A 20,760-nucleotide genomic window follows, 5' to 3' on the forward strand; every position below is an offset into this window, starting at 1 on the left:
AATTCCCGCTTGCGCGTGCGCTTCGTCGACAAGTTCAGTCCAAGGTCAGTTTGTTTCATGGGCTACATGCTCGCTGCCTCGACGATTCATGGCAAGCACTCGCGAAGGCTAGTTGTGCAGAATTTCCCTAGCAGAAAATAGATTTCAGAGCGGTGCAGCGGAGGCAGCCGCACTGACGAATGTCCACCTGACCTCGCTTTCCGAATCCCGGCGTGAAGCAAGCGTCGAGGTTTTTGGCATGCGCCTCACGGAACTCCATGACCGTATCGAGGTATGCCGAGAACGATACTGGGATCAGAGGTGGCCTCGCTCGTTCGGACAGTTTTCTGAAATTTTTGAGTGGACCACCCGAGGCAGCCACGTTGCCGATTTGATCGCAGGCAGCGCCGCAAAGTATGCCCTACCCGCTTCCTAGCGCAGGTATGCCCTCTATCCGTCGCAAGCGCGATTCGCTGATCGCAATGCGGGCAAATAAACATCAGCTAAGCTGGCGGCTACGCCGCCAGCCTCCCGCCTCAATTTGGCATCGGAACAGCATCAGCAACTCGTCGTCTGATGCAGTCCGTTGCGTTCATCTATCCAACTGCACTTCGACAACCGGCGCATCCACCAACACCTTCAAGAGCTCCGGCTGACGATCCAGCAGCTTCAGCAGATTGACCACGGCCGCCACGGGCGTGGCATCGCCGCTCTCGTAACGCGAGAAGGCGTTGTGTCCGCCACCGGTCAAGCGAGCGGCCTGCACTTGGCTCAGATGCAGTTTCTTGCGAATGCGACGAATTTCATGCTGCGTGTGCTCGCGTGCCTGGAGCACCAGCGCGTCACCGGCTTCTGCGTACCGCATCGCGCTTTGCGGATCGAATTCGACCTCGTCGCATGCCTTGCAGCGCCAGCCGGACAGTCCGTGAACTTGGGCGCTGAATGTTTCGTGCTGAATCGTAAAAGATTCGTTCTCGAACCGCGTCATGCCATTCCGGGTGCCGCAGTTCGCGCAGTTGCGATGTTTCATGTCACTTCTCCTTGAACTGAATGACCGGCGCCCCGTCGCTTCGCTCGGTAATCTTGATGTAGGCCAACTTGCCGTTGGGCGTGCCCGCGTGATACACGTCCTGCCATACCGTGTGATCGCCGTAGGTGGTCATGGATTTGAAGAAATTGCCGCCACGCCTATGTGACACGGAACTTAAGCCAGCAACGACGGCAAGCATGTCCGCGCTGGTGAGCCCCATGGCTCTTCCGCCATCAAGGGCAGTCTTCGTGAACGCGGCTGCCCCCAACCTGGCGACGGTGGCCTGAACGGTGGCGAGTTTGTAGTGCGGCGTGTTCTTCTCCATGCACAAACATTACCCTATAAGGGTTATTTTTGCAAGCTGCCGATCTCCGTGCGGCGGACACATCGCCCGCGCTTTCCGCCCCTTCAAGCACCGTGGCGGGGGAGAAATTTCTTTGCGCGCAGCGCTCCAGACAGCGAAGCAATTCTCGAAGCAACCAAGTGCGATCGATGAACTCGACTATCTGCCTCCACTCTCTCTCCAAGAAAATTGGTGTTCTGGAGATACACTTGGAGACAAGGAAAGTCTTACTGGAAAAGGCTTTTTGGCCGATTTTGACGATTATCTCCAACTCTCCAACGATTTCTGCTCCTGCGGTGAAGCAAAGACGCCTGGCATCATTTGCACAATGGACGCCTTATCCGGGTACTAAATAGAGTACTTTCGGAACCAGAAATCCCGAACGCCTTGCCAAATAAGGCAGTTTGGCGGAACAAAAGGTGTAGTGGTCAACTAATTTCGGACAGGCAGATAGATTCTTTTGCTGCCGGGTTCGCCTCGTAGGCGGCGGGCGACAGATAACCCAGCGTGGAGTGCAAGCGCACCGAATTGTAGAAGGCGACGGTGTATTGGTTGATATCGCGCCGAGCCTCATCGTGGTTGGCGTACTGACGCTGCCACACGCGTTCCATTTTGAGGTTCAGGAAGAATCTCTCCATCACCGAATTGTCCCAGCAATTTCCTTTGCGACTCATGCTGCAAACCACGTGATGCTGCTTCAGCAAGGCCTGGTACTCATCGCTTGCATACTGGCTGCCCCTGTCCGAATGCAGAACCAGTCCCGGCGCTGGCCGACGCTGCTGCAGCGCCATGGTCAACGCCGACATGACCAGCCCAGTCGGCATGGTTGGTGCCATTGACCAGCCGACCACCCTGCGCGAGTACAGGTCAAGCACGACCGCCAGATAGAGCCAGCCCTGCGCCGTGCGAATATAAGTGATGTCCGAAACCCAGGCGCGATTGGGCTTGGCAACTTCAAACTGTCGGTCGAGCACGTTCTCTGCCACAGGTAGCGTATGCCTGCTGTCGGTCGTCGAGACAAACTTGCGCTTCCAACTCGTGCGCAGGCCCGCTTCGCGCATCACCGTACGCACCCGGTAACGACCGATTCGTATTCCTTGCTCCCGCAGTGCATGCATTACGCGGCGGCTACCATAGCTCGCGCCGCTAGCGGCGAATGCTGCCTTGATGTGTGTCTGTTCCTGCAACCTCTTCGCGCTCGGCCCGGCGCTCCGGTGCGCATAGTAGCCAGAGCGGCTCACCTGCAAAAGCCGACAGGCGTGACTGACCGATACGGCCTCCTGTTGCAAATGAGTTACCACGCGGTAAATCACTTCAGTTCCCGGGCAAAGAAGGCCGATGCTTTTTTTAGCAGCGCGTTGTCCTCGCGCAGTTGCCGGTTTTCCGCCTCAAGCTGCCGGATACGCTGCTGCTCGGCCGTCAGCGGCTTGCCCTCGCCGGGGCCGCCAGCACGCTCTGCATCGTACTGCGCCACCCAGCGGCGCACAGCTGTCTCAACAAGGTCCATCGACCGGCAAACTTCGCTGACCGATAGCCCTTGGTCTCGCACCATCCGTACTACTTCCAGCTTGAAGCTGGCGTCAAATTGTCGGCGCCTTCTTGTCATCTTGCTCTTTTTCCTCGTCGATTTAGGATTGTCCTCCTATCGACCTGTCCGAGGAAATTAGACCACTACAAGGCGGAGACGACATTATCGAAGCCGGTCAAAGCCTTATAGGACGAAAGGGCCTATTTTTCTGGGTACTTGGTTGGGTACTTTTTCAATTTTTTTCCACAAAACCGTTGATACACAAGGCAGTTTGCATGACACCGCTTCCGCCAGGACAAACATCCCGCTCGCGCTGAATACAGCCTGGCGGGATTTTTGTTTGAGGCGAACGCGCGCGAGCAAGAAGTCGCCCGAGCGGCAACGATGCGACGCCTCATCTCGCCATCTCCGTGACGTCGCCGAGACGATCGCCGTCGCCACATCGCGCATCGTCGCGCACCTCGAATGGATACAGAGCGGCCGCCCGGGTGGCGAACCGGTTCTTCCGATCACGGCGATCGTTTGTCCCAATGCACGTCGGCCCGAGCGCTCCTATCATGAAATCGGCACTGCTCCGTTCCTCCGGGAGGCGATCATGACGACGCGCTCCGACTTCATTCGAACCCGAGCCGCATTGCGCGGCGCCGTCATGTCCGCGTGCGTGGCCGCGCTCGCCGCATGCACGATCACGCTGCCGCCGCCGCACGGCGCGGTCGTCCTGCCGAGCGTGCCCGCGATGAGCGCCACCGAATATCGCGCGGCCGTCGCGCAATGCATCGCCGATCGCAATTCGGATCGCATCCTGCGCGGCACGCCGCAGGCGATGCTGCGCTCGCTCGTCGTCGTCGCGTTCACCGTCGATCGCAACGGGCAGCTCGTGAAATCGGCCGTCTATCGCAGCAACGGCGACGACGAAGCGGAAGGGATCGCACTCGCGTCGCTGCGCCGTGCCGCGCCGTTGCCACCGCCCCCCACGAAAATGCTCGACGGGCGCGGCCAAGTCGAGCTGATGGAAAGCTGGCTCTTCAACGACAACGGTCAGTTCCAACTGCGCACGAAAGCCGCGCCGCAGGCGCAGACGCTCAACTGAACGCGTACGCGAACTGCCACGCCGCTGCACGCGGCGCGCCACGGCTCGCCGCCGCGTCGCTATAATTTCCCGCATCCGCATTCGGCCGCAAGGCCAGCTTGCGCGGCGCGCCTATCCGGTCAGCCGCGCAACGCATCGACGACACGCGGCCGCGTCATGCGCGCGGCCAGCTCGCGGGCACGCAACGGCCCGCGTTGGCATTGCGTGCCTCTCGCACGGCCGCGCGCGAACCGCCGGCATGCGTCGCCCGCCGCACGCCGCGCCCACGCTCGATTCGAACAAAGGTGCAACAGCCGCCGATCGCGCGCGATACGCGCTCGGCCGAACGTTACGCCGCCACAACCGGAGACCCGCATGTCGGATACCCGTCTTTCCGCTTCCGCCGCCGCGCCGCGCGCTGCCGACACGACGAGCCATCGGCGCATCGTGTTCGCGAGCTTCATCGGCACGGCGATCGAGTTCTACGACTTCTACGTGTACGCGACGGCCGCCGCGCTCGTGATCGGCCCCGTGTTCTTCCCGCACGGCTCGGCGACCGCGCAGGCGCTGTCCGCATTCGTCACGTTCGGCATCGCGTTCATCGCCCGTCCGATCGGCTCGTTCCTGTTCGGCCACTTCGGCGACCGGATCGGCCGCAAATCGACGCTCGTCGCTTCGCTGCTCGTGATGGGCGTCTCGACGACGGCGATCGGCCTCGTGCCCGGCTACGACGCGATCGGCGCGCTCGCGCCGGCGCTGCTCTGCGTATTGCGTTTCGGCCAGGGCATCGGCCTCGGCGGCGAATGGGGCGGCGCCGCGCTCCTCGCGACCGAGCACGCGCCCGCCGGCAAGCGCGGCTGGTTCGGGATGTTCCCGCAGCTCGGCCCGTCGATCGGCTTTCTCGCTGCGAACGGCCTCTTCTTCGCGCTCGCGCTCACGCTGTCCGACGAGCAGTTCCGCGCGTGGGGCTGGCGCATTCCGTTTCTCGTGAGCGCCGCGCTCGTCGCGGTCGGCCTGTACGTGCGCCTGAAGATCGCCGAGACGCCCGCGTTCCAGGCCACGCTCGACCGGCACGAGCGCGTGCGCGTGCCGATCGCAACGCTCGTCTCGCACCACTGGCGGCCGACGCTGCTCGGCGCGCTCGCGATGGTCGTCTGCTACACGCTCTTCTACATCTCGACAGTGTTCTCGCTGTCGTACGGCGTGTCGACACTGCATTTCTCGCGCCAGAGCTTCCTCGGCCTGCTGTGCTTCGCCGTGCTGTTCATGGCGCTCGCGACGCCGCTGTCGGCCGCGGCCGCCGACCGCTTCGGCCGCAAGCCGGTGCTGATCGCGGGCACGGTCGTCGCTCTGCTGTCGGGCTTCACGATGGCGCCCCTCCTCGGCAGCGGCTCGACGCCGCTCGTCGCGCTGTTCCTGACGATCGAGCTGTTCCTGATGGGCGTGACGTTCGCGCCGATGGGCGCGCTGCTGCCCGAACTGTTCCCGACCCACGTGCGCTACACGGGCGCGGGCGTCGCGTACAACCTGGGGGGCATTCTCGGCGCGTCGATCGCGCCGTACATCGCGCAACTGCTCGCGGCGCGCGGCGGACTCACGTGGGTCGGCGCATACGTGTCGGTCGTGGCGGCGATCAGTCTCGCCGGCGTGCTGTTGATGCGCGAGACGCGCGATGCGAAGCTGACCTGAACGAGAGCGGGGCGAGCGGGCAGCGCGCGTCGGATCAAGCCCCCGGTCGCCCCGGATAGCGGCCGCCGTGCGCGTTTTCGTCGCGAATTGTCCTGTCTATACTCGATGAACGGGCGCCTGCCGCGCGGCGACGGGCGCGCCGCTTCCCGTATCAGCCGACAGGAGCCGTCGCGATGGACCTCATCCGCCTGCAGAACGCCGACCTCGTCTTGATCGTCGCGCTGTCGCTCGGCGGCGCGCTGCTGCTCGCGGCGCGCTTCAGGCCGAAGAGCTGGCTCGGCATCGCGCTCGAAGCGCTTGCCGCGAACCTCGCGGCCATTGCGACCGTGATCGCGTTCGAATTACTGCTGTCTTGAGCGAGCCGGCGCGCGGCAGGCGACCGCCGCGCGCCGTGCACGCCTACATCGCGGCGACGCGCCGCGGCTCCTCTACCGCACGTTGCGGATAGACGTGCTCGATCGCGCCGAGCACGTCGTCGACACTCGGCGTCGAGCCGTCGTCGCCGATCGACACCGACTGCGGCGCGCCGCTCACGCCCAGATGCTGGCGCGACGTCGCGCGAAAGATCATCACGGTCGGCTTCTCGAGCGCATGCGACATGTGGACGAAGCCGGTATCGACGCCGACCACGAGCGTCGCGCGATCGATCTTGCGCGCGAGATCCGTGAGCGTCAGCTTGGGCAGCACGACGGCGCCCGGCGCGCGCGCCGCGATCCGCTGCGCCTCTTCGCGCTCATGCTCGCCGCCCCACGGCAGCAGCACGTGCAGTCCGCACGCGAGCATCTCGCGGGCGAGCGCGCCCCAATGATCGGTCGGCCAGCGCTTGTCGTCGTTCGACGTCGCGTGAAAGAACAACACATACGGCCCGTCCTGTTCCGCGTGCGCCGCGAGCGGCTCCGGCGGCACCTCCAGCAGGTAATCGGCGCGGCCCTGCGGCGCGTAGCCGAGCGCCTCGCCGGCGCTCACGCGCATGCCGTGCCATGCGTCGCAAGGGGGCCGCGGGCCGAAGCGGCCGTTATACGCGAACATCGCGCCGAGTTCGCCGAGATCCTGGTTCCGATAGCCGTAGCGCCGCCGCGCCCGCGCGAGAAACGAAATGATCGCGCTTTTGTAGACTCCGTGAAGATCGATCACCGCATCGTAGCGGTGCGCACGCAACTCGCCGATCGACATCGCTATCGCCTTCAGATCGCCCCAGTTGCGCGCCTTCTTGAAGCGACGCAGCGGCGCGCACAGCACGCGGCTTACGCCGGTGCTCCAGCGCACGATGTCCGCGCAGGACTCGTCGACGGCCCAATCCACCTGCACGCCCGGGAATGCGCGATGGATGTCCGCCACGACGGGCAGGGTCTGCACGACGTCGCCGAGCGATGTCACCTTCACAATGAGAATACGTTTCATTTGTATGCGGATGTCTCCAGCTTGTTAGTTTGGCATTCTAATTACATAGAAACGCGAAAGACAAAATTTACATCCATATTACAAACAGCTCGACGGCCGCACGACCGCCCTCATAGCTACTTATAATCGCCGCTTTACCTGCGTCACGTCCCATGCAACGCCCTAGCCTGCTTCCGTCTCTCACGCGCCGCACTCAGCGGATCTGGCGCCAATACGGCGTGTTCTGGCTCGGTGCGATCGCGGTCGGCCTGATGGCGGTTATGTACGCGCGGCTCATCGACTGGGGCTACGAGGTGTTCCGGACGCTTCAGCACGGCCGCCCATGGCTGCCATTCCTGCTGACGCCGGCGGTCGCCGCGCTGTCCGTCTGGCTCACGCGCCGCTTCTTTCGCGGCGCGGAAGGCAGCGGGATTCCGCAGGTGATCGCGACGCTGCACGCGCAGCCGAGCGCATTCGGCTCGCGGCTGCTGACGCTGCGCATCCTGTTCGGCAAGATCCTGATCTCGTTGTTCGGCATCATCGGCGGCTTCACGATCGGCCGCGAAGGGCCGACCGTGCAGATCGGCGCGTCGCTGATGTTCAACCTGCGCCGCTTCTATCCGCGCTCGAACGCGCTGATCGAGCGGCAGCTCGTGCTCGCGGGCGCGGCGGCGGGCCTGTCCGCGGCGTTCAACACGCCGCTCGCGGGCGTCGTGTTCGCGATCGAGGAATTGACTCGCAGCTTCTCGGCGCGCGCGAGCGGCGTGCTCATCACCGCAATCATCATCGCCGGCGTGATCGCGCTCGGCATGAACGGCAACTACACGTACTTCGGCACGATCGAGATCGGCCAGCATTTTCCGAAGATGCTCGCCGCCGCCGTGCTGTTGACGGCGCTCGTCACGGGCGTCGCGGGCGGCCTGTTCGGCTGGCTGCTGCTGAACACCGGCCGCTGGCTGCCGGCGCGGCTGCTGACGCTCTACCGCGAACGGCCGATCGTGTTTGCGGCGGCATGCGGTTTCGCGATCGCCGCCGTCGGCGTCGTGTCGGGCGGCACGACATTCGGCAGCGGCTATGCGGAGGCGCGCGGGCTCCTCGACGGCCGCGAACAGTTGTCGGTCCTGTATCCGTTCCTGAAGATGATTTCGATGGTCGCGTCGTATCTGCCGGGAATTCCGGGCGGGATCTTCGCGCCGTCGCTGTCGATCGGCGCGGGCTTCGGCAATCTGCTGCACTTCGTGTTTAGCGGCATGCATCTGCCGATGCTGATCGCGCTCGCGATGGTCGGCTACCTCGCTGCCGTCACGCAGTCGCCGATCACGTCGTTCGTGATCGTGATGGAGATGATCAACGGCCACGCGCTCGTGATCTCGTTGATGGCGACCGCGCTGATCGCGAGCCGCGTGTCGCGCTTCTTCGTGCCGCCGCTGTACGAAACGCTCGCCGAGCGCTATCTGAAGCCGCCGCAGCCGAAGCCCGCGACGGCGGCTCCCGCACCCGCTCCCGCACATGCCGGCATCACGGCGGTCAAGATGCCCGAAGACGCCGAATCGGCGCCCGCTGATCCGCTCGACACGCTGCGCGACGACGCGCATGACGCCGCCGAGACGAACGCGAACGATAGGGAGGCCGATGCGGGCCGCGCGGACGCGGACTCGGCGACTCACGCAGCCGATGGGGCGAGCGCGGCCGACGCCGGACGCACGCCCGCGCAACCACCGGTGCACGCGGGCGCCGCACCGACGCGCGACGCCGTCGCCGAGACGGCGGCCCGCGCCGACGGCACCGCGCCGCAGTCGAACGACACGCAGCCTCACGAGCGGCCACACCGTCCGGCTCAGTAGATCACGACGGGCGCCGGCCGGTAGTACACCGGCCGCGCCGGTACGACAACGCAGCCGGCCAGCGTCAGCGCGACGAGCGCGAGGGCGAACAAGGTTCGTTTCATCGCCCGTTCTCCTCAGGCCCAGTGACCGCGAACCCAGACCCAGCTCGGTCCGCGCTGCGTCCAGTGGCCCGGCTCCCAATGCATGCCGACGCGCTCGACTTCCCAATGCCCGGCGATCCACTCGTAGCGGCCATGATCCCAGCGCCAGTGTCCGCGATCCCATACGTAGCCGACGCGCGGCTCGGGCACGACTTCGTAGCGCACGGGCGGCGGCGCGGTCGGTGCAACGACGACGACTTCGCGCACGGCCGGCTCGACGACGACGCCGGGCGCCGCCTGCGCGACGAGGATTTCGTCCGCGCTCGCGGCAAGCGGCGCAGCGACCGCGACGACGCCCGCACCCGCGACGACGAACGGCAGCACGACACGACGAAGAGAAAAAGACATCACGACCTCCAAGAACGGTTGAACACGCGACGAGAGCGTATCCATTTAATGCTCAGGAGGGCGTAACGGCGGACAGGCGCCGCATTACCGCGGGCCCGAAAGTGCAACGAGAAGTAAGAGCGCGCGCGGCGGCCACGCGCCGCGCGCGATGCGGAAGAAAACGCGTCAGGCTTGCGGGATCTCGATCTTCACTTCGAGCACTTCCAGATCATCCTGGCGCTCGAGGCTCACGCGAATGTCATCGTTCGAAATCTTCACGTATTTCGAAATGACCGCGACGAGTTCCTTTTGCAACGCGGGCAAGTAATCGGCAGGCGGACGGCCGCCCACGCGCTCGTGCGCGATGATGAGCTGCAAGCGCTCTTTCGCGACAGCCGCGGACTTCTTTTTCTCGCCGAGCAGAAACGACAGAATCGACATGACGCGCCTCCGTTACTTGGTGCCGAAGAGGCGTTGCAGCAGGCCCGGCTTCTGATAGTCGGTGAACCGCAGCGGCTTGTCCTCGCCGAGGAAGCGCGCAACGATGTCTTTGTAGGCTTCCGCGACGTCGGTACCGTCGATATGGACGGCGGGCAGGCCCTGGTTCGACGCGTGCAGCACGGCTTCGGACTCCGGCACGACGCCGATCAGCTTGATGCGCAGGATCTCGGTGATGTCGTCGAGCGACAGCATCTCGCCCTCGTTCACGCGCTTCGGGTTGTAGCGGGTGATGAGCAGGTGTTCCTTGATCGGCTCCTTGCCTTCCGTCGCGCGCTTCGTTTTCGACGACAGGATGCCGAGGATGCGGTCCGAGTCGCGCACCGACGACACTTCCGGGTTCGTTACGATGAGCGCCTCGTCGGCGAAGTACATCGCGTGCAGCGCGCCCGATTCGATGCCCGCGGGCGAATCGCAGACGATGAACTCGAAGTCCATTCCGACCAGGTCGTTGATGACCTTCTCGACGCCCTCGCGCGTGAGCGCATCCTTGTCGCGCGTCTGCGACGCCGGCAGGATGTGCAGGTTCTCGCACTTCTTGTCCTTGATGAGCGCCTGGTTCAGGTTCGCTTCGCCCTGGATCACGTTGACGAGGTCGTACACGACGCGGCGCTCGCAGCCCATGATGAGGTCGAGGTTGCGCAGGCCGACGTCGAAGTCGATCACGGCCGTCTTGTGACCGCGCAGCGCGAGACCGGAAGCGAAGCTCGCGCTCGTCGTCGTCTTGCCCACCCCGCCCTTGCCCGAAGTCACCACGATGATTTTTGCCATTTACCTACCCTGTGTTCGTCAATGAGGACCGACCGACCCGATTGTTGCGCCACGCGTGTCAGGTGAGGCGCAGCGGTTCGATCATCAGTTTTTCCTGTTCCAACCGGATTTGCACCGATTTGCCGAGCACGTCGGCCGGCAGCGGGTTCTCGGTGGTCCGATAAATACCCGCGATCGAGATCAGCTCCGGTTCGAGACACGTGCAGAAGATGCGCGCGTCGTGATTGCCGTGCACGCCCGCGAGAGCGCGGCCGCGCAACGGCGCGTAGATGTGGATGTTGCCTTCCGCGATGACTTCGGCGCCGTAGCTGACCGGGCCGAGCACCACGAGATCTCCCTTCGCGTAAATCTGTTGTCCCGAACGCAGCGGCTTGTCGATGACGAGCGTCGCCGATTGCGGCGCGACGGGCGAAGCCTGCGCGCCCGCATCGACGCCGGAAGAACCGGCTTCGGCAAAGAGCGCGGCCTGCCCGGCCGCCGGCGTGTCCTGCTCCTCCGGCTGCGCGGGCGCGTCGCCCGCCGCCTTCGGTGCCGGCGCACGCCGATCCCGCGCTTCGAGAAGCGGCAGGCCGGCGCCCGCCGCCCACGTGTGCTGCCCCGGCTGCGCGACGACGCCGATCGCGCGCAGCCGCACGTCGTTCAGCATCCGGCGGAGGTCGTCGAGCGGGACGCGCTCGTCGTCCGCGAGCCGACGCACGTCGATCGCGACGACGTCGTCCGCAAAGAATTCGGGAGTCGCTTCGAAACGCTTGACCAACTCGGTGCGCAACGCATCGAGGTCGGCGGTTTTCACGATGAACAGCAACGTGTCGACCGAACCGCTGCGCAGTTCGAAGAATGGCGATTTTTTAAGCGACATGGACGTTCTGCAAAAAATTTTTGCGTATTTTACAGGCGTCCACGCCCGGAGCCATCATTTTCGGGTGCGCCCGAAGCGCGCGTTGCGGGCCGCCCGCCCGCAACGCCCCATCCGGGCGCGGCAAGGAGGGTCCGGGATCGGCGCGCACCCGCGGCCTACGCGTGCTCGCGCGAAACGAGCAGCGACTTCATTGCGCCCGGCACGCGGGCGATCGGCGCGCGCTCGCCGGTATCGGCAAAGCCGACGTGTTCGTAGAAACGGATCGCGCTGCGGTTCTGATCGGCGATCCACGCGTAGATCTTGACGGCGCCGCGCGCGGCGAGCCACGCGCGCGCCGTGTCGACGAGCAGCACGCCGCCGCGCAGATGACGGACCGCGTGCGCGACCCACAGCTCGCTGACGAACGCGCGCCGCGCGGGCGTGCTGTCGAAATACGCGCCGATCATGCCGGCCGGATGGCCTTCGGTGTACAGCACAAACGTGGTCGATTCGTCGGACGTCGCGCGCTGCTGCGCGATCGCCGCCGCTCTAGCCGCATCGACGGCCAGTTCGGCTTCCGGCGTCTCGCCGCTCGCATAGGGCTCGCGCAGCGAGGCGGCGCGCAGTTCGCGATACACGCCGCCCTGATCCGCGGCGATACGACGAACAGTCAAGGTCGAACTCATGCAGGCACAGCCCCCTTCGGACAGCAAGCCGTTAGCTTCAACCGAAAGCGGGGCATGAGTCAAATCGTAATTTTCGAATGGCTGCCGAATATCGCGGGAAAGCGTGATATCGCGCGTAATTGTGCGCTTATGCGGCAGCGCAGCAAAAATGGCGCTCGCCAGGCGGGTGACGCGACCGTCTGCGCCGCTGCGGCTCTTGAGCGGCAATCCGGTGGTTCAAACGCGACGACCGTCTGGCGTCCTTCCGATTGTTCGTTCCGCCGGACATTCGTACGATCGAACATTGGCCGTCTCTCGATTCCTCGATTCCTCGACTCGGCTTGGAAGCTCGATCATCTATTGCATTCGACCATCGCGCCCGCTTCTCTCGGCAACGGCTCCGCTTTACCAGGCTGGCGCTTCTCGCTCGTCGCCGAAGCCCAAGGCAATCGACGCCGTCATGCCAAAACGAACGATCACAACGCGTTCCCATTCCGGGGCGCGCCATTGCAACGCTCAAGCGATGTCCCAAGCACAACCGTCCAGAGACGCAAGCATGAACCACATGCTGAACGCCAGTCAGTCGGCGCCGGTCGTCGGATCGTCGTCGGATCGTCGCCGCATCCGAGCTCGGCAGCCGCATCGGTTCAAAGCGTGCGGCATCGGGATACGCGCGCGATCTTTCGGGTTCAGCCGACCGCAAGGGCAAACGCGATCGCCCCGACCGTCACGGAAGAAATCGGCGATTTCGTGCGCACGACGAACGGGCATCGACAATTCGCCAACGATGAGCACGCGCAAGGTCGAGTCGTCGTTCCGCATCGACAGCGGCGGGACTGCGCTCATCGACGCGCCGGCGCAGGACAAGACGCCCCGCATTGATCCGAGCCTATCGTTCCCGCCGTGGCGGATGAAGCGATATTCGAACGACGGCAGTCGCACGGAAATCCTACTGCTCCTTCAGATGCAAAACCGTAGGACGTGAAACGCCCGCATGTCGCTGGCTTTCTCTTTGGCGCGTAGCGGGACCACGTGCGCCGTCGACGCGCGATTAATCGGTTTACGCCCCCACAAGCAAGGTATCGACGACAACCTTGCGTTTACCCTGGCTCGTTACACAGTTGAAACATTTCCGGATTCTTCCGGCAATCTGTGGAATCCGATTGCGCCCGTGCCGACGACACGCCCTCGCTATTCCGGCGCTATCCGCATCTCGAATCGAATCTCGCCGAGCAGCAAGTCCATACGATGTTTCATCATTGAAACCATTCCGCGACACTGACGCTCCCCGCACTCGGCCGGCGGCCACGGCGCCTTTCCCAATCAAGAATGCAGCCGAGCTGGCCCACTCCTTGCGTTTGTGTCCGCACACGAATCGGCAATTACGCAGCCTGGCGTCCGACCCATCAACACAGGCAATGAAACATCATCAAGCAAACCGGGGAAATCATGTCCAATTCCACATCTGCCGTCAGATGGCCGCTTTCACGCGCCACCAGTCCCATTGCGAATCGTATCGCTTCGCCCGTGTGGCAAGACACAAGCGATCACGAATGCGCCTGCACGGTTTACAAACCGGCGAGGCGTCAAGCAACACACACGCAATAGACAAAAACCGGAAAGTCATTTCCGGCACCCGACACTCACCGCGCAAACAACCGTGCCTTAACCGCCTGTCTAGCTGACGACGGTCGTCAAGCTCGCACCCGATTGCCGAAGTGATTGTCGCGATGCCGCCCCCCGGCCGGTCCGGAGACCTCGCCCCGCGAACGCGTCCGTGATTCGCGGCAAATCGTGCCATGCATTCCAACGTAACGGAGGTGATTCACACAGAACACGAACTATTTCCGACGCTATTCGAAGATCCCATTGTGCATCCGGATGATCGAAGTTTCATTTCAAAGAAAGACTTCGACTTGCCGGTTGCAAAATTCGACGCTTAATAGGAGAAATCCATCATGAAGCAATCCTCACTCACCAAGCTTGCGGTCGCGGCAGCGTTAATTTCAGTCGCGGCCGTGGGCTCCGCCACGACCACCACCACGACATTCGGCGTTTCAGCCCAGGTCAACGCGACGTGCCTCATCGATTCGGCCGGCGCGCTGACGTTCCCCGCCTACACGCCGGGCACCGGCGACCAGGCAGCGACGTCGACGATCACGGTCAGGTGTACGAACGGTACGAATTTCAACATCGGACTGAATGCAGGCACGACGTCCGGCGCGACCGTAGCCAACCGCATCATGACGAGTGGCTCGAACCAGCTCAGCTATTCGCTGTACCAGGACACGCAACACGCATCGGTATGGGGCAACACGCCCACGACCGACACCGTCAACGGCACGGGCGCAGGAATGGCCACGGCCAATGCAATCACCAAGACGGTCTACGGCAAGGTCCCCGACCAGCCGAATGCGGTGCCGGGCAGCTACGCAGACACGGTAACGGTCACCGTGACGTTTTGATGCGAGCCCAGGAGGGCTTGCCGCGTCCAATGCGCGAGCCCTCCCTCCCGAGCGGCTACCACGCTCGCACCGACAGCGTATGTGGGAAGCGCAGTGCTGCCGAAGGACTCTGATACCTGTGGAATGGCCATGAAACAGAATGTTCGTGAACTCGCAAAATGGATCGCTGCCGTCGCGCTCACTGCGATATGCATTGACAGTCAGGCAACGAATTTCACCGTTGCTCCGGTTCGAGTCGAGCTTTCCGCCGCGCGCATGAGCGCCGCGCTCACTGTCAGGAACGAATCGCCCGACGAACCCGTGATCGTTCAGCTGCGCACCGTCGCCTGGTCCCAGAATGCGGGCGACGATGTCTACGCGACGACCAACGATCTGCTGGCTGCACCGCCCATCTTCACCATCGCGCCCGGCAGTTCCCAGGTCGTGCGTATTGGCCTGAGGCGCCCTCCCAGCGCTGATCGGGAGACCAGCTATCGGCTGTATTTGCGGGAAGTGCCTCCCGCGCCGAAACCAGGTTTCGCCGGCGTGCAAATTGCCCTCGAAATGAGCCTGCCGATCTTCATCAAGCCGAAGACCACAACCACACCACAGCTGCATTGGAAGGCGGATGGGCGGCCGGACAGCACAGGAATGCTCAGATTGCGCGTGACGAACGACGGCACTGCGCATGCACAGGTGGCGAACCTCATCGTCGCCGCACCGGGCAGCGATCGGCCCATCGCCACGCATGCGGAGTTTGCCTACATTCTGCCTGGCCAGACCCGGCAGCTAGTGTTCAAACGCGGCTCTGGTTCAGCGCCAGCCGCTGCTGCCGGGTTGCATTTGATGGGCTACTCAGATGCTGGCGATATCGATTCGGCCATTGCGCCTGACGACCGTTAAAGCGGCCGGTCTGCTCGCGATCCTGATCTCGACCCTGATGAGCGCAGAAATGACATTCGCTGAAGAAAGCCCCATGGCTGCGACGCAGACACAGTCCGCAACAGGTACAGCGAATGAACTGCTGTTCCAGGTCGACATCAACCGGCAAGGACTGGACGAAACAGCAACGCTGATCAAGGCGAACAATGGCGACTTCTATGCATCGGCCGATGACCTGAAGCGCTGGCGGCTCAAGCTGCCCGAGGTCCAGCCGCTCGTCGTCAACGACGTGCAGTTTTACCCGTTGAAGGCGATTGCAGGTCTTGCATACACCGCCGACGAGCAAAGCTTGACGATCGCGATCACCGTTCCCGCGCAGGCGTTCGTCGGCATGTCTTTCGACGAAACGAACAAGAACCGACCGCACGCCGTCAAGCCGGGTATCGGGGGCTTCTTCAACTATGATTTGCTAGTGGAGCGGTCCGCGGGCCAAACGCATGGTTCAGGCCTGTTCGAACTCGGCTTCTTCAATCGTTTCGGGGTAGGCGTCGGGTCGTTTCTCGCGGACGACTCGGGCACGACCCGGCGCTTGACGCGCCTAGAAACCACCTGGACCGTCGATCGGCCGGACAAGCTCGCCAGTCTGCGGATCGGCGACGCCATCAGCCGGCCCGGAATGTGGGGACGTGCCGTCCGGTTCGGCGGCATTCAATACGCGACCAACTTCCTTACTCAGCCGGGTTTCGTCACGATTCCCTTGCAGGGCGTAAGCGGTCAGGCCGTGCTGCCGTCAACCGTCGATGTCTATGTCAATAATGCACTGACGTCGAGACGCGACGTCGCACCAGGCCCGTTCTCGATCAGCAATGTCCCGGTAGTCACCGGTCAGGGCGATGTGCAGGTCGTCGTGCGCGACGTCATGGGACGCGAGCAGGTCATTACCCAAGCCTTTTATGCAAGCGCGAATCTGCTCGCGAAAGGACTGCAGGACTTTTCTTTCGAGGTCGGGGCGGTGCGGCGCGACTTCGGCCTTGCGAGCAATAGCTACGGCCCGTGGTTCGCCAGCGCGACATATCGAAAGGGCTTGACGGACTGGTTCACCGGTGAACTGCATAGCGAAGTTGAAACATCCCAGCAAAACATCGGCGTGGGCGCCGTCGTTTTGGCGCCGCCGTTTGGCGTCGTCAACGCATCGATGGCGGCGAGCCGCAGTCCGGCGGGCCCGGGCGCGTTCGCCACGATAGGCATCGAGAGCGTGACGAGCGCGTTCACCGTTGGCGCACACGCACAATGGGCGACACCGCACTTTGCGCAACTCGGACTCGATCAGGGCGTGCCCGCACCGAAGCTCCTGACGAGCTTCAACATCGGCATGAGCGCGGGCCGCTTCGGCTCCGTGGGGCTCGCCCATGTGTTCGCCGACAATCGTGACCACAATCCGATTCAATTGCTGTCGTTGAGCTACAACGTTCAACTGGGGCGCGTCGGCTTCATGAGCTTCAGCGTCAGCAAACCGCTGAGCGGTAACGGCGCGACGAGCGTCGGTATCGCATGGACACTGCCGCTCGACAGCCGGACGAGTGCATCGGCCACGATGACGCGGCAACAAGGTTCAACCGAATTTCTTGCGCAAGTGCAACGCAGCTTGCCGGTGGGCGATGGGTTCGGCTACTCGGTGCAAGCCGGTAACACCATTCAGGACGCCAGCGCCAGCCTGCAAACCCGAGTCGGCACGTACAACGTCGAAGTGGCTGCGAATCGCGGACGCGCCGGCGTGCGGGCGAGCGCAGCAGGCGGCGTCGCCGTCATCGACGGCACGCCGCGTCTTTCGCGTCAGGTGACGGACAGCTTCGCGCTGGTCAAGGTGCCGGGCTTTCCCAATGTCGGCGTCTATGCGGACAACCAACTGGTTTCCCATACCGATGCCGATGGCGTCGCACTCCTGCCGCGGCTGCGCGCATATGAAAACAATCCGGTATCGATCGAGCAGGCCGACCTGCCGTTCGACGCGAAGATCGGCACACTGAAGCTCGACGCCGTGCCTTATTTCCGCAGCGGGATGGTGCTCGAATTTCCGATCACACGTTCGCATGGTGCTGTGCTGACGATCGATCTCGAGAGCGGCGGCCACTTGCCGGCCGGCGCAATCGTCAAGGTCGCGGGACAGGCAGAGGAATTTCCCGTGGGACACGACGGCATCGTCTATCTCACTGGCTTGTCGGAGCAGAACCGCCTGCAAGCATCCTGGCACGACCAGCAGTGCGACATGACCGTGCGTTTTCCCGCTGGCGACGATCCTCTACCGGACTTGGGAACCTATCTTTGCAAGGGAGTCAGACCATGAGACATCCTAACAATCCAGAACCGCCACACTGGCAGGCCATCTGCCGTGTTACGGTTGCGGCGCTTGCGGCCAGTGTCGCAGCGCTCGCCACGCAACCAGCAATGGCGGGCGCGAGCTGCACCATGAACGTGCCGTCGACGATGGTCTTCGGCACGTACGACACGATCAATTCGGCCACCACCGCGATGACGATCACGGTGAGGTGCACCGGCAACGGCAATCCGACGCCCGCGGCATCGGCAAGCGCGGGGGGCGGCTCCTACTCGAATCGCCAGATGACCCGTACCGGCGGCGGCAATCTGCTGAGCTATAACCTGTACCTCGACAGCGCGCATACCATGGTCTGGGGCGACGGCATAAGCGGCGGCACGTCGACGATCTCATTCGGCAAGCTCAACAACTCGTCCGCGAGCGCGACCGTATACGGCCTGATTCGCGGTGGCCAGAACGTCGTGCCGGGTGCGTACACCGACCAGACCATCACGATCACACTCAGCTACTAGGCGGCAGATCACGCGTGGGTCGGGCACGGGCGCACGACTCCACTTGCAGCGGACCGCGGTGATGAACCAAGACAACGGGTGCAGACCATGAATCAAACCAATGGAACGAGCGCGACCGGGGCGGGACGCGACCAGACCGAAGGAACAGAACCAGTGAACACGCCTGCCAGGCGAATCGCGCCAAAGATCAGTTGGATGCTCGCCGGCGCAGCAGCGTTATCGATTGCCGTGCTCACCGCTGCACCGCGGCAAACAGAGGCGAAACAAGCCAACCGAGCGCTATCGGTCGGCGCATCGGTCCAGCCGTATGTGCGAATCACGGTAAACAGCCCGAGCCGTCTGGTGATCACGAACAAGGACAGCAGCCAGGGCTTTACGAGCGTGCCGGACAAAGATAATCCCAGTGGCACGCAGCTTGCCGTTCAGACCAACGACCGTGCTGGCTGCGCTTTGCTGGTTCAAGTCTCGGCGGCCAGCCAGTCGCTCTTCAGTTCGATCGAGATCAGCGGATTCGGAAAGACCGTCGTGTTGCCGGCGACGGGCGGGGTCATCGCGGTGCCCTACACCGCGCTCAACACGAACTTCACGTTGACCTATCGGTTCGTGCTCGCGAAGCACGCGAAGGACGGAACCTATGCATGGCCCCTTACGTTTTCTGCGCAGCCGACTCCATGACTTCCTGTACCAGGCTGTAGCGGGATGCACGATTCCATGTGCCCGGCAAGGTCCTCGCATCTCGCCAGACAGCCTTGCAGGCGTTCAATGGCACAGAGGAGTTGCTTGAGCGATCGCGCAACGCGATCGAGCTTATAAGACGACGAAAATATCGCCGCGCTTGAGCGTTCAGAGGAGTTTGTTCACGACGGAGCGGCGCAGTGAAGCTGCCGGACTGCTTTTTTCTTTAAAGATCGAATCGACGTCGGCCTTGGCCAAGGAGTCGATCTGCGCACGTTTCCTGGTCTTGTGTGGAAACGCTGGCGTGATCGATTCTCATAGCCAATAAAAAAACGCCGGATTTTTGTATAAAATCCGGCGCTTCTCGAAGGACAGTTTCGAAAAAATGTTCGCAGTCGAAATTGCCCATCTTATCTGGCGGAAAGGATACGATTCGTACTCCTAAATCCGTCCCGTGCAGCGGCACCGCCGCTCCTGCCCGCAGCGGCAGCGAGGACAGCAGCGGCGGGGCCGCTGCTTTTTGCCCCCCCGGACTAACAGGGGGGGAACGGAAAGGCAGGCCATCGCGACAGTGCAGGAACTGCAAATGGTCATGACGGACACGGGCGAAATCAAAACCATCCTCGTGCGTCGCCCGGTCAACGAACAGATCGCGATGGTCGATACGCTCCGTTTGACGGTGGGCGAGGAAACGTGGAACCGGACGGCGGGCATTCAGCTTGTCGCTGATGAGGCGTTTATCTTCGAAGCGAGCAAGCACCTTACTGAGATTTTCGGCTTCGGCATCACGCGCGACCTGAAGAAAAGCCGCGACTTCTACACGAACGCGTGGGAACTCGGTGACAACTATGGTCACGTCGCCTTTGGTGGCGCGAGCCAGCGCGGAACGATGCTCATCAACCTGAACGGCCAGGGCTGTATTGCAGCGAAAGTCGGTTGGGAGTCCCGTCTACACGACTTCCTTGTCGATATGGCAGTGCGGCCGACGATCACACGCGTTGACCTTGCGCACGACTGTATGCAGGGAGAGTACACGGTCGATCAGGTCGACGGCTGGTACGACGATGGCCTGTTCACCTGCTCCGTGAACGCCCCACACCATGAGTACAAGGGCGATTGGAAAAAGCCGAACGGCAAGGGTCGCAGCGTGTACATCGGCCTGCGCCGGAACGGGAAGCTCTGCCGCGCCTATGAGAAAGGCCGAGAGCAAGGCGACGCGGAATCGGAATGGCTGCGCATCGAGGTTGAGTTTCGCAATAACAAGCGCGTGATCCCGCTTGATGTGCTGCTCGATCCGTCCAGCTACTTCGTCGGTGCCTATCCCTGCCTTCGCTTCCTCGATGCCACGCGTACGCCGGAAAAGATCGAGATCAAGCGCAAGGCGGCAGAGATCAACGTCGACGCAAGCTTGAAGAACATCCGCACGAGCTATGGAAAGTATGCATTCGTCTTGCGCAACCTGTTGGGCGACGCCGACTTTCTCGACGCGATCACGAACGACTCCGGTGATTGGCCCGAGCGCCTCAAGGTGCCCGATTTCGAGACGTGCGCAGTTCCGATGCACGTTTGCGGCGTGACGAAGCCCTACAACGATCTATTGAGAATTACGTAAATCATGACATTACCAAAGCTCGGCTTGCTTCCAGCAAGCAGCGATGATCGATTTGCGCTTCTGGCCACTCTTGAGCTTGCATCGAGCGGTGTGCTTCAACTCGGTCAGGTTGTTGGGACAGAAGTTGGCCAAGGCGTGCCGCTTGAGCCAAGCCCAGAGGTATTCGACTGGATTCAGATCGGGCGCGTAACCGGGC

General features: G+C 62.9%; 22 protein-coding genes. 11 read left to right on the forward strand and 11 right to left on the reverse strand.

Translation table 11 applies throughout. From position 1 onward, the window contains the following. Positions 1 to 571: 571 nt before the first annotated feature. The 3 genes from WS62_RS09730 to WS62_RS09740 form a co-directional block, all read right to left on the reverse strand. The gene (locus WS62_RS09730) at positions 572 to 1,009 is read right to left on the reverse strand and encodes a type II toxin-antitoxin system MqsA family antitoxin (RefSeq protein ID WP_082717735.1); all 438 of its coding nucleotides are present in this window, start codon (positions 1,007 to 1,009) and stop codon (positions 572 to 574) included. Between the two features lies 1 nt (position 1,010). Then, positions 1,011 to 1,334, reverse strand: coding sequence for a type II toxin-antitoxin system MqsR family toxin (locus WS62_RS09735; RefSeq protein ID WP_038750970.1), 324 nt, complete (start codon positions 1,332 to 1,334; stop codon positions 1,011 to 1,013). A gap of 446 nt (positions 1,335 to 1,780) precedes the next feature. Further along, positions 1,781 to 2,958, reverse strand: a protein-coding gene (locus WS62_RS09740) for an IS3 family transposase (RefSeq protein ID WP_197422806.1) whose coding sequence is annotated in 2 segments (ribosomal slippage) — positions 1,781 to 2,691 and positions 2,691 to 2,958 — 1,179 coding nt in all. Because the reading frame shifts where the segments join, the coding sequence is not laid out codon by codon here. A gap of 517 nt (positions 2,959 to 3,475) precedes the next feature. On the opposite strand from WS62_RS09740, the gene WS62_RS09750 reads away from it, so the two are divergent. From WS62_RS09750 to WS62_RS09760, 3 genes are all read left to right on the forward strand, one after another. Continuing rightward, on the forward strand, positions 3,476 to 3,970 hold the full coding sequence (locus tag WS62_RS09750) for a TonB family protein (protein ID WP_066570634.1): 495 nt from the start codon (positions 3,476 to 3,478) through the stop codon (positions 3,968 to 3,970). A gap of 354 nt (positions 3,971 to 4,324) precedes the next feature. Beyond that, positions 4,325 to 5,638: an MFS transporter gene (locus tag WS62_RS09755; RefSeq protein ID WP_066570635.1), complete on the forward strand. Its 1,314-nt coding sequence runs from the start codon at positions 4,325 to 4,327 to the stop codon at positions 5,636 to 5,638. Between the two features lie 173 nt (positions 5,639 to 5,811). Continuing rightward, on the forward strand, positions 5,812 to 5,994 hold the full coding sequence (locus WS62_RS09760) for a hypothetical protein (RefSeq protein WP_066570636.1): 183 nt from the start codon (positions 5,812 to 5,814) through the stop codon (positions 5,992 to 5,994). 43 nt (positions 5,995 to 6,037) lie between these two features. Here the strand turns inward: WS62_RS09760 and waaC are convergent, their stop codons facing one another. Continuing rightward, positions 6,038 to 7,039: a lipopolysaccharide heptosyltransferase I gene (gene waaC, locus WS62_RS09765; RefSeq protein WP_066570638.1), complete on the reverse strand. Its 1,002-nt coding sequence runs from the start codon at positions 7,037 to 7,039 to the stop codon at positions 6,038 to 6,040. A gap of 152 nt (positions 7,040 to 7,191) precedes the next feature. Here waaC and WS62_RS09770 point away from each other — a divergent pair, with 152 nt between their 5' ends. Next, positions 7,192 to 8,862 carry a chloride channel protein gene (locus WS62_RS09770; protein ID WP_066570640.1) on the forward strand — a complete coding sequence of 557 codons (1,671 nt, stop codon included), beginning with the start codon at positions 7,192 to 7,194 and terminating at the stop codon, positions 8,860 to 8,862. A 116-nt stretch (positions 8,863 to 8,978) separates the two neighbouring features. On the opposite strand, the gene WS62_RS09775 is transcribed toward WS62_RS09770, so the two are convergent. The 5 genes from WS62_RS09775 to WS62_RS09795 all read right to left on the reverse strand — a co-directional run bounded on the left by WS62_RS09775 (position 8,979) and on the right by WS62_RS09795 (position 12,263). Then, positions 8,979 to 9,398 (reverse strand): YXWGXW repeat-containing protein, encoded by a 420-nt coding sequence (locus WS62_RS09775; protein WP_066570642.1) that lies wholly within the window; start codon positions 9,396 to 9,398, stop codon positions 8,979 to 8,981. A gap of 120 nt (positions 9,399 to 9,518) precedes the next feature. Next, positions 9,519 to 9,773: a cell division topological specificity factor MinE gene (gene minE, locus WS62_RS09780; protein ID WP_004186076.1), complete on the reverse strand. Its 255-nt coding sequence runs from the start codon at positions 9,771 to 9,773 to the stop codon at positions 9,519 to 9,521. Positions 9,774 to 9,785: 12 nt separating this feature from the next. Then, positions 9,786 to 10,601: a septum site-determining protein MinD gene (gene minD / locus WS62_RS09785; protein ID WP_066493317.1), complete on the reverse strand. Its 816-nt coding sequence runs from the start codon at positions 10,599 to 10,601 to the stop codon at positions 9,786 to 9,788. A gap of 58 nt (positions 10,602 to 10,659) precedes the next feature. Then, complete coding sequence (gene minC, locus WS62_RS09790) at positions 10,660 to 11,460, reverse strand: septum site-determining protein MinC (RefSeq protein WP_066570644.1); 801 nt, start codon at positions 11,458 to 11,460, stop codon at positions 10,660 to 10,662. A gap of 155 nt (positions 11,461 to 11,615) precedes the next feature. Continuing rightward, a complete protein-coding gene (locus tag WS62_RS09795) occupies positions 11,616 to 12,263 on the reverse strand; it encodes a GNAT family N-acetyltransferase (protein ID WP_231748250.1) in 648 nt (215 codons plus the stop codon). Here WS62_RS09795 and WS62_RS36170 point away from each other — a divergent pair. The 4 genes from WS62_RS36170 (at position 12,180) to WS62_RS09815 (ending at position 17,774) form a co-directional block, all read left to right on the forward strand. Further along, entirely contained in the window at positions 12,180 to 12,986 is an 807-nt protein-coding gene (locus tag WS62_RS36170; protein WP_156440928.1) for a hypothetical protein, read from the forward strand. The genes WS62_RS09795 and WS62_RS36170 overlap by 84 nt on opposite strands. Before the next feature lie 1,076 nt (positions 12,987 to 14,062). Continuing rightward, on the forward strand, positions 14,063 to 14,569 hold the full coding sequence (locus WS62_RS09805; RefSeq protein WP_066493311.1) for a Csu type fimbrial protein: 507 nt from the start codon (positions 14,063 to 14,065) through the stop codon (positions 14,567 to 14,569). A 123-nt stretch (positions 14,570 to 14,692) separates the two neighbouring features. Beyond that, positions 14,693 to 15,451, forward strand: coding sequence for a fimbrial biogenesis chaperone (locus WS62_RS09810; protein ID WP_066493310.1), 759 nt, complete (start codon positions 14,693 to 14,695; stop codon positions 15,449 to 15,451). Further along, positions 15,408 to 17,774 carry a fimbria/pilus outer membrane usher protein gene (locus tag WS62_RS09815; protein ID WP_231748245.1) on the forward strand — a complete coding sequence of 789 codons (2,367 nt, stop codon included), beginning with the start codon at positions 15,408 to 15,410 and terminating at the stop codon, positions 17,772 to 17,774. Before WS62_RS09810 ends, WS62_RS09815 begins: the two co-directional genes overlap by 44 nt. Here WS62_RS09815 and WS62_RS38025 read toward each other — a convergent pair. Beyond that, the gene (locus WS62_RS38025) at positions 17,764 to 17,982 is read right to left on the reverse strand and encodes a hypothetical protein (protein ID WP_231748246.1); all 219 of its coding nucleotides are present in this window, start codon (positions 17,980 to 17,982) and stop codon (positions 17,764 to 17,766) included. The two genes, WS62_RS09815 and WS62_RS38025, sit on opposite strands and share 11 nt — an antisense overlap. Here WS62_RS38025 and WS62_RS33135 point away from each other — a divergent pair. From WS62_RS33135 to WS62_RS09830, 3 genes are all read left to right on the forward strand, one after another. Next, a complete protein-coding gene (locus tag WS62_RS33135; protein ID WP_231748247.1) occupies positions 17,915 to 18,277 on the forward strand; it encodes a spore coat protein U domain-containing protein in 363 nt (120 codons plus the stop codon). The two genes, WS62_RS38025 and WS62_RS33135, sit on opposite strands and share 68 nt — an antisense overlap. 87 nt (positions 18,278 to 18,364) lie before the next feature. Beyond that, a complete protein-coding gene (locus WS62_RS09825; RefSeq protein WP_231748248.1) occupies positions 18,365 to 18,952 on the forward strand; it encodes a hypothetical protein in 588 nt (195 codons plus the stop codon). A gap of 586 nt (positions 18,953 to 19,538) precedes the next feature. Continuing rightward, the gene (locus WS62_RS09830; protein WP_231748249.1) at positions 19,539 to 20,564 is read left to right on the forward strand and encodes a replication initiation factor domain-containing protein; all 1,026 of its coding nucleotides are present in this window, start codon (positions 19,539 to 19,541) and stop codon (positions 20,562 to 20,564) included. A gap of 9 nt (positions 20,565 to 20,573) precedes the next feature. Here WS62_RS09830 and WS62_RS33140 read toward each other — a convergent pair. Further along, positions 20,574 to 20,760, reverse strand: a 187-nt coding sequence (locus WS62_RS33140; RefSeq protein ID WP_331460071.1) for a transposase, incomplete at its 5' end; no start/stop codon positions are given.

Source organism: Burkholderia sp. ABCPW 14, assembly GCF_001523835.1.
Classification (GTDB): domain Bacteria; phylum Pseudomonadota; class Gammaproteobacteria; order Burkholderiales; family Burkholderiaceae; genus Burkholderia; species Burkholderia mayonis.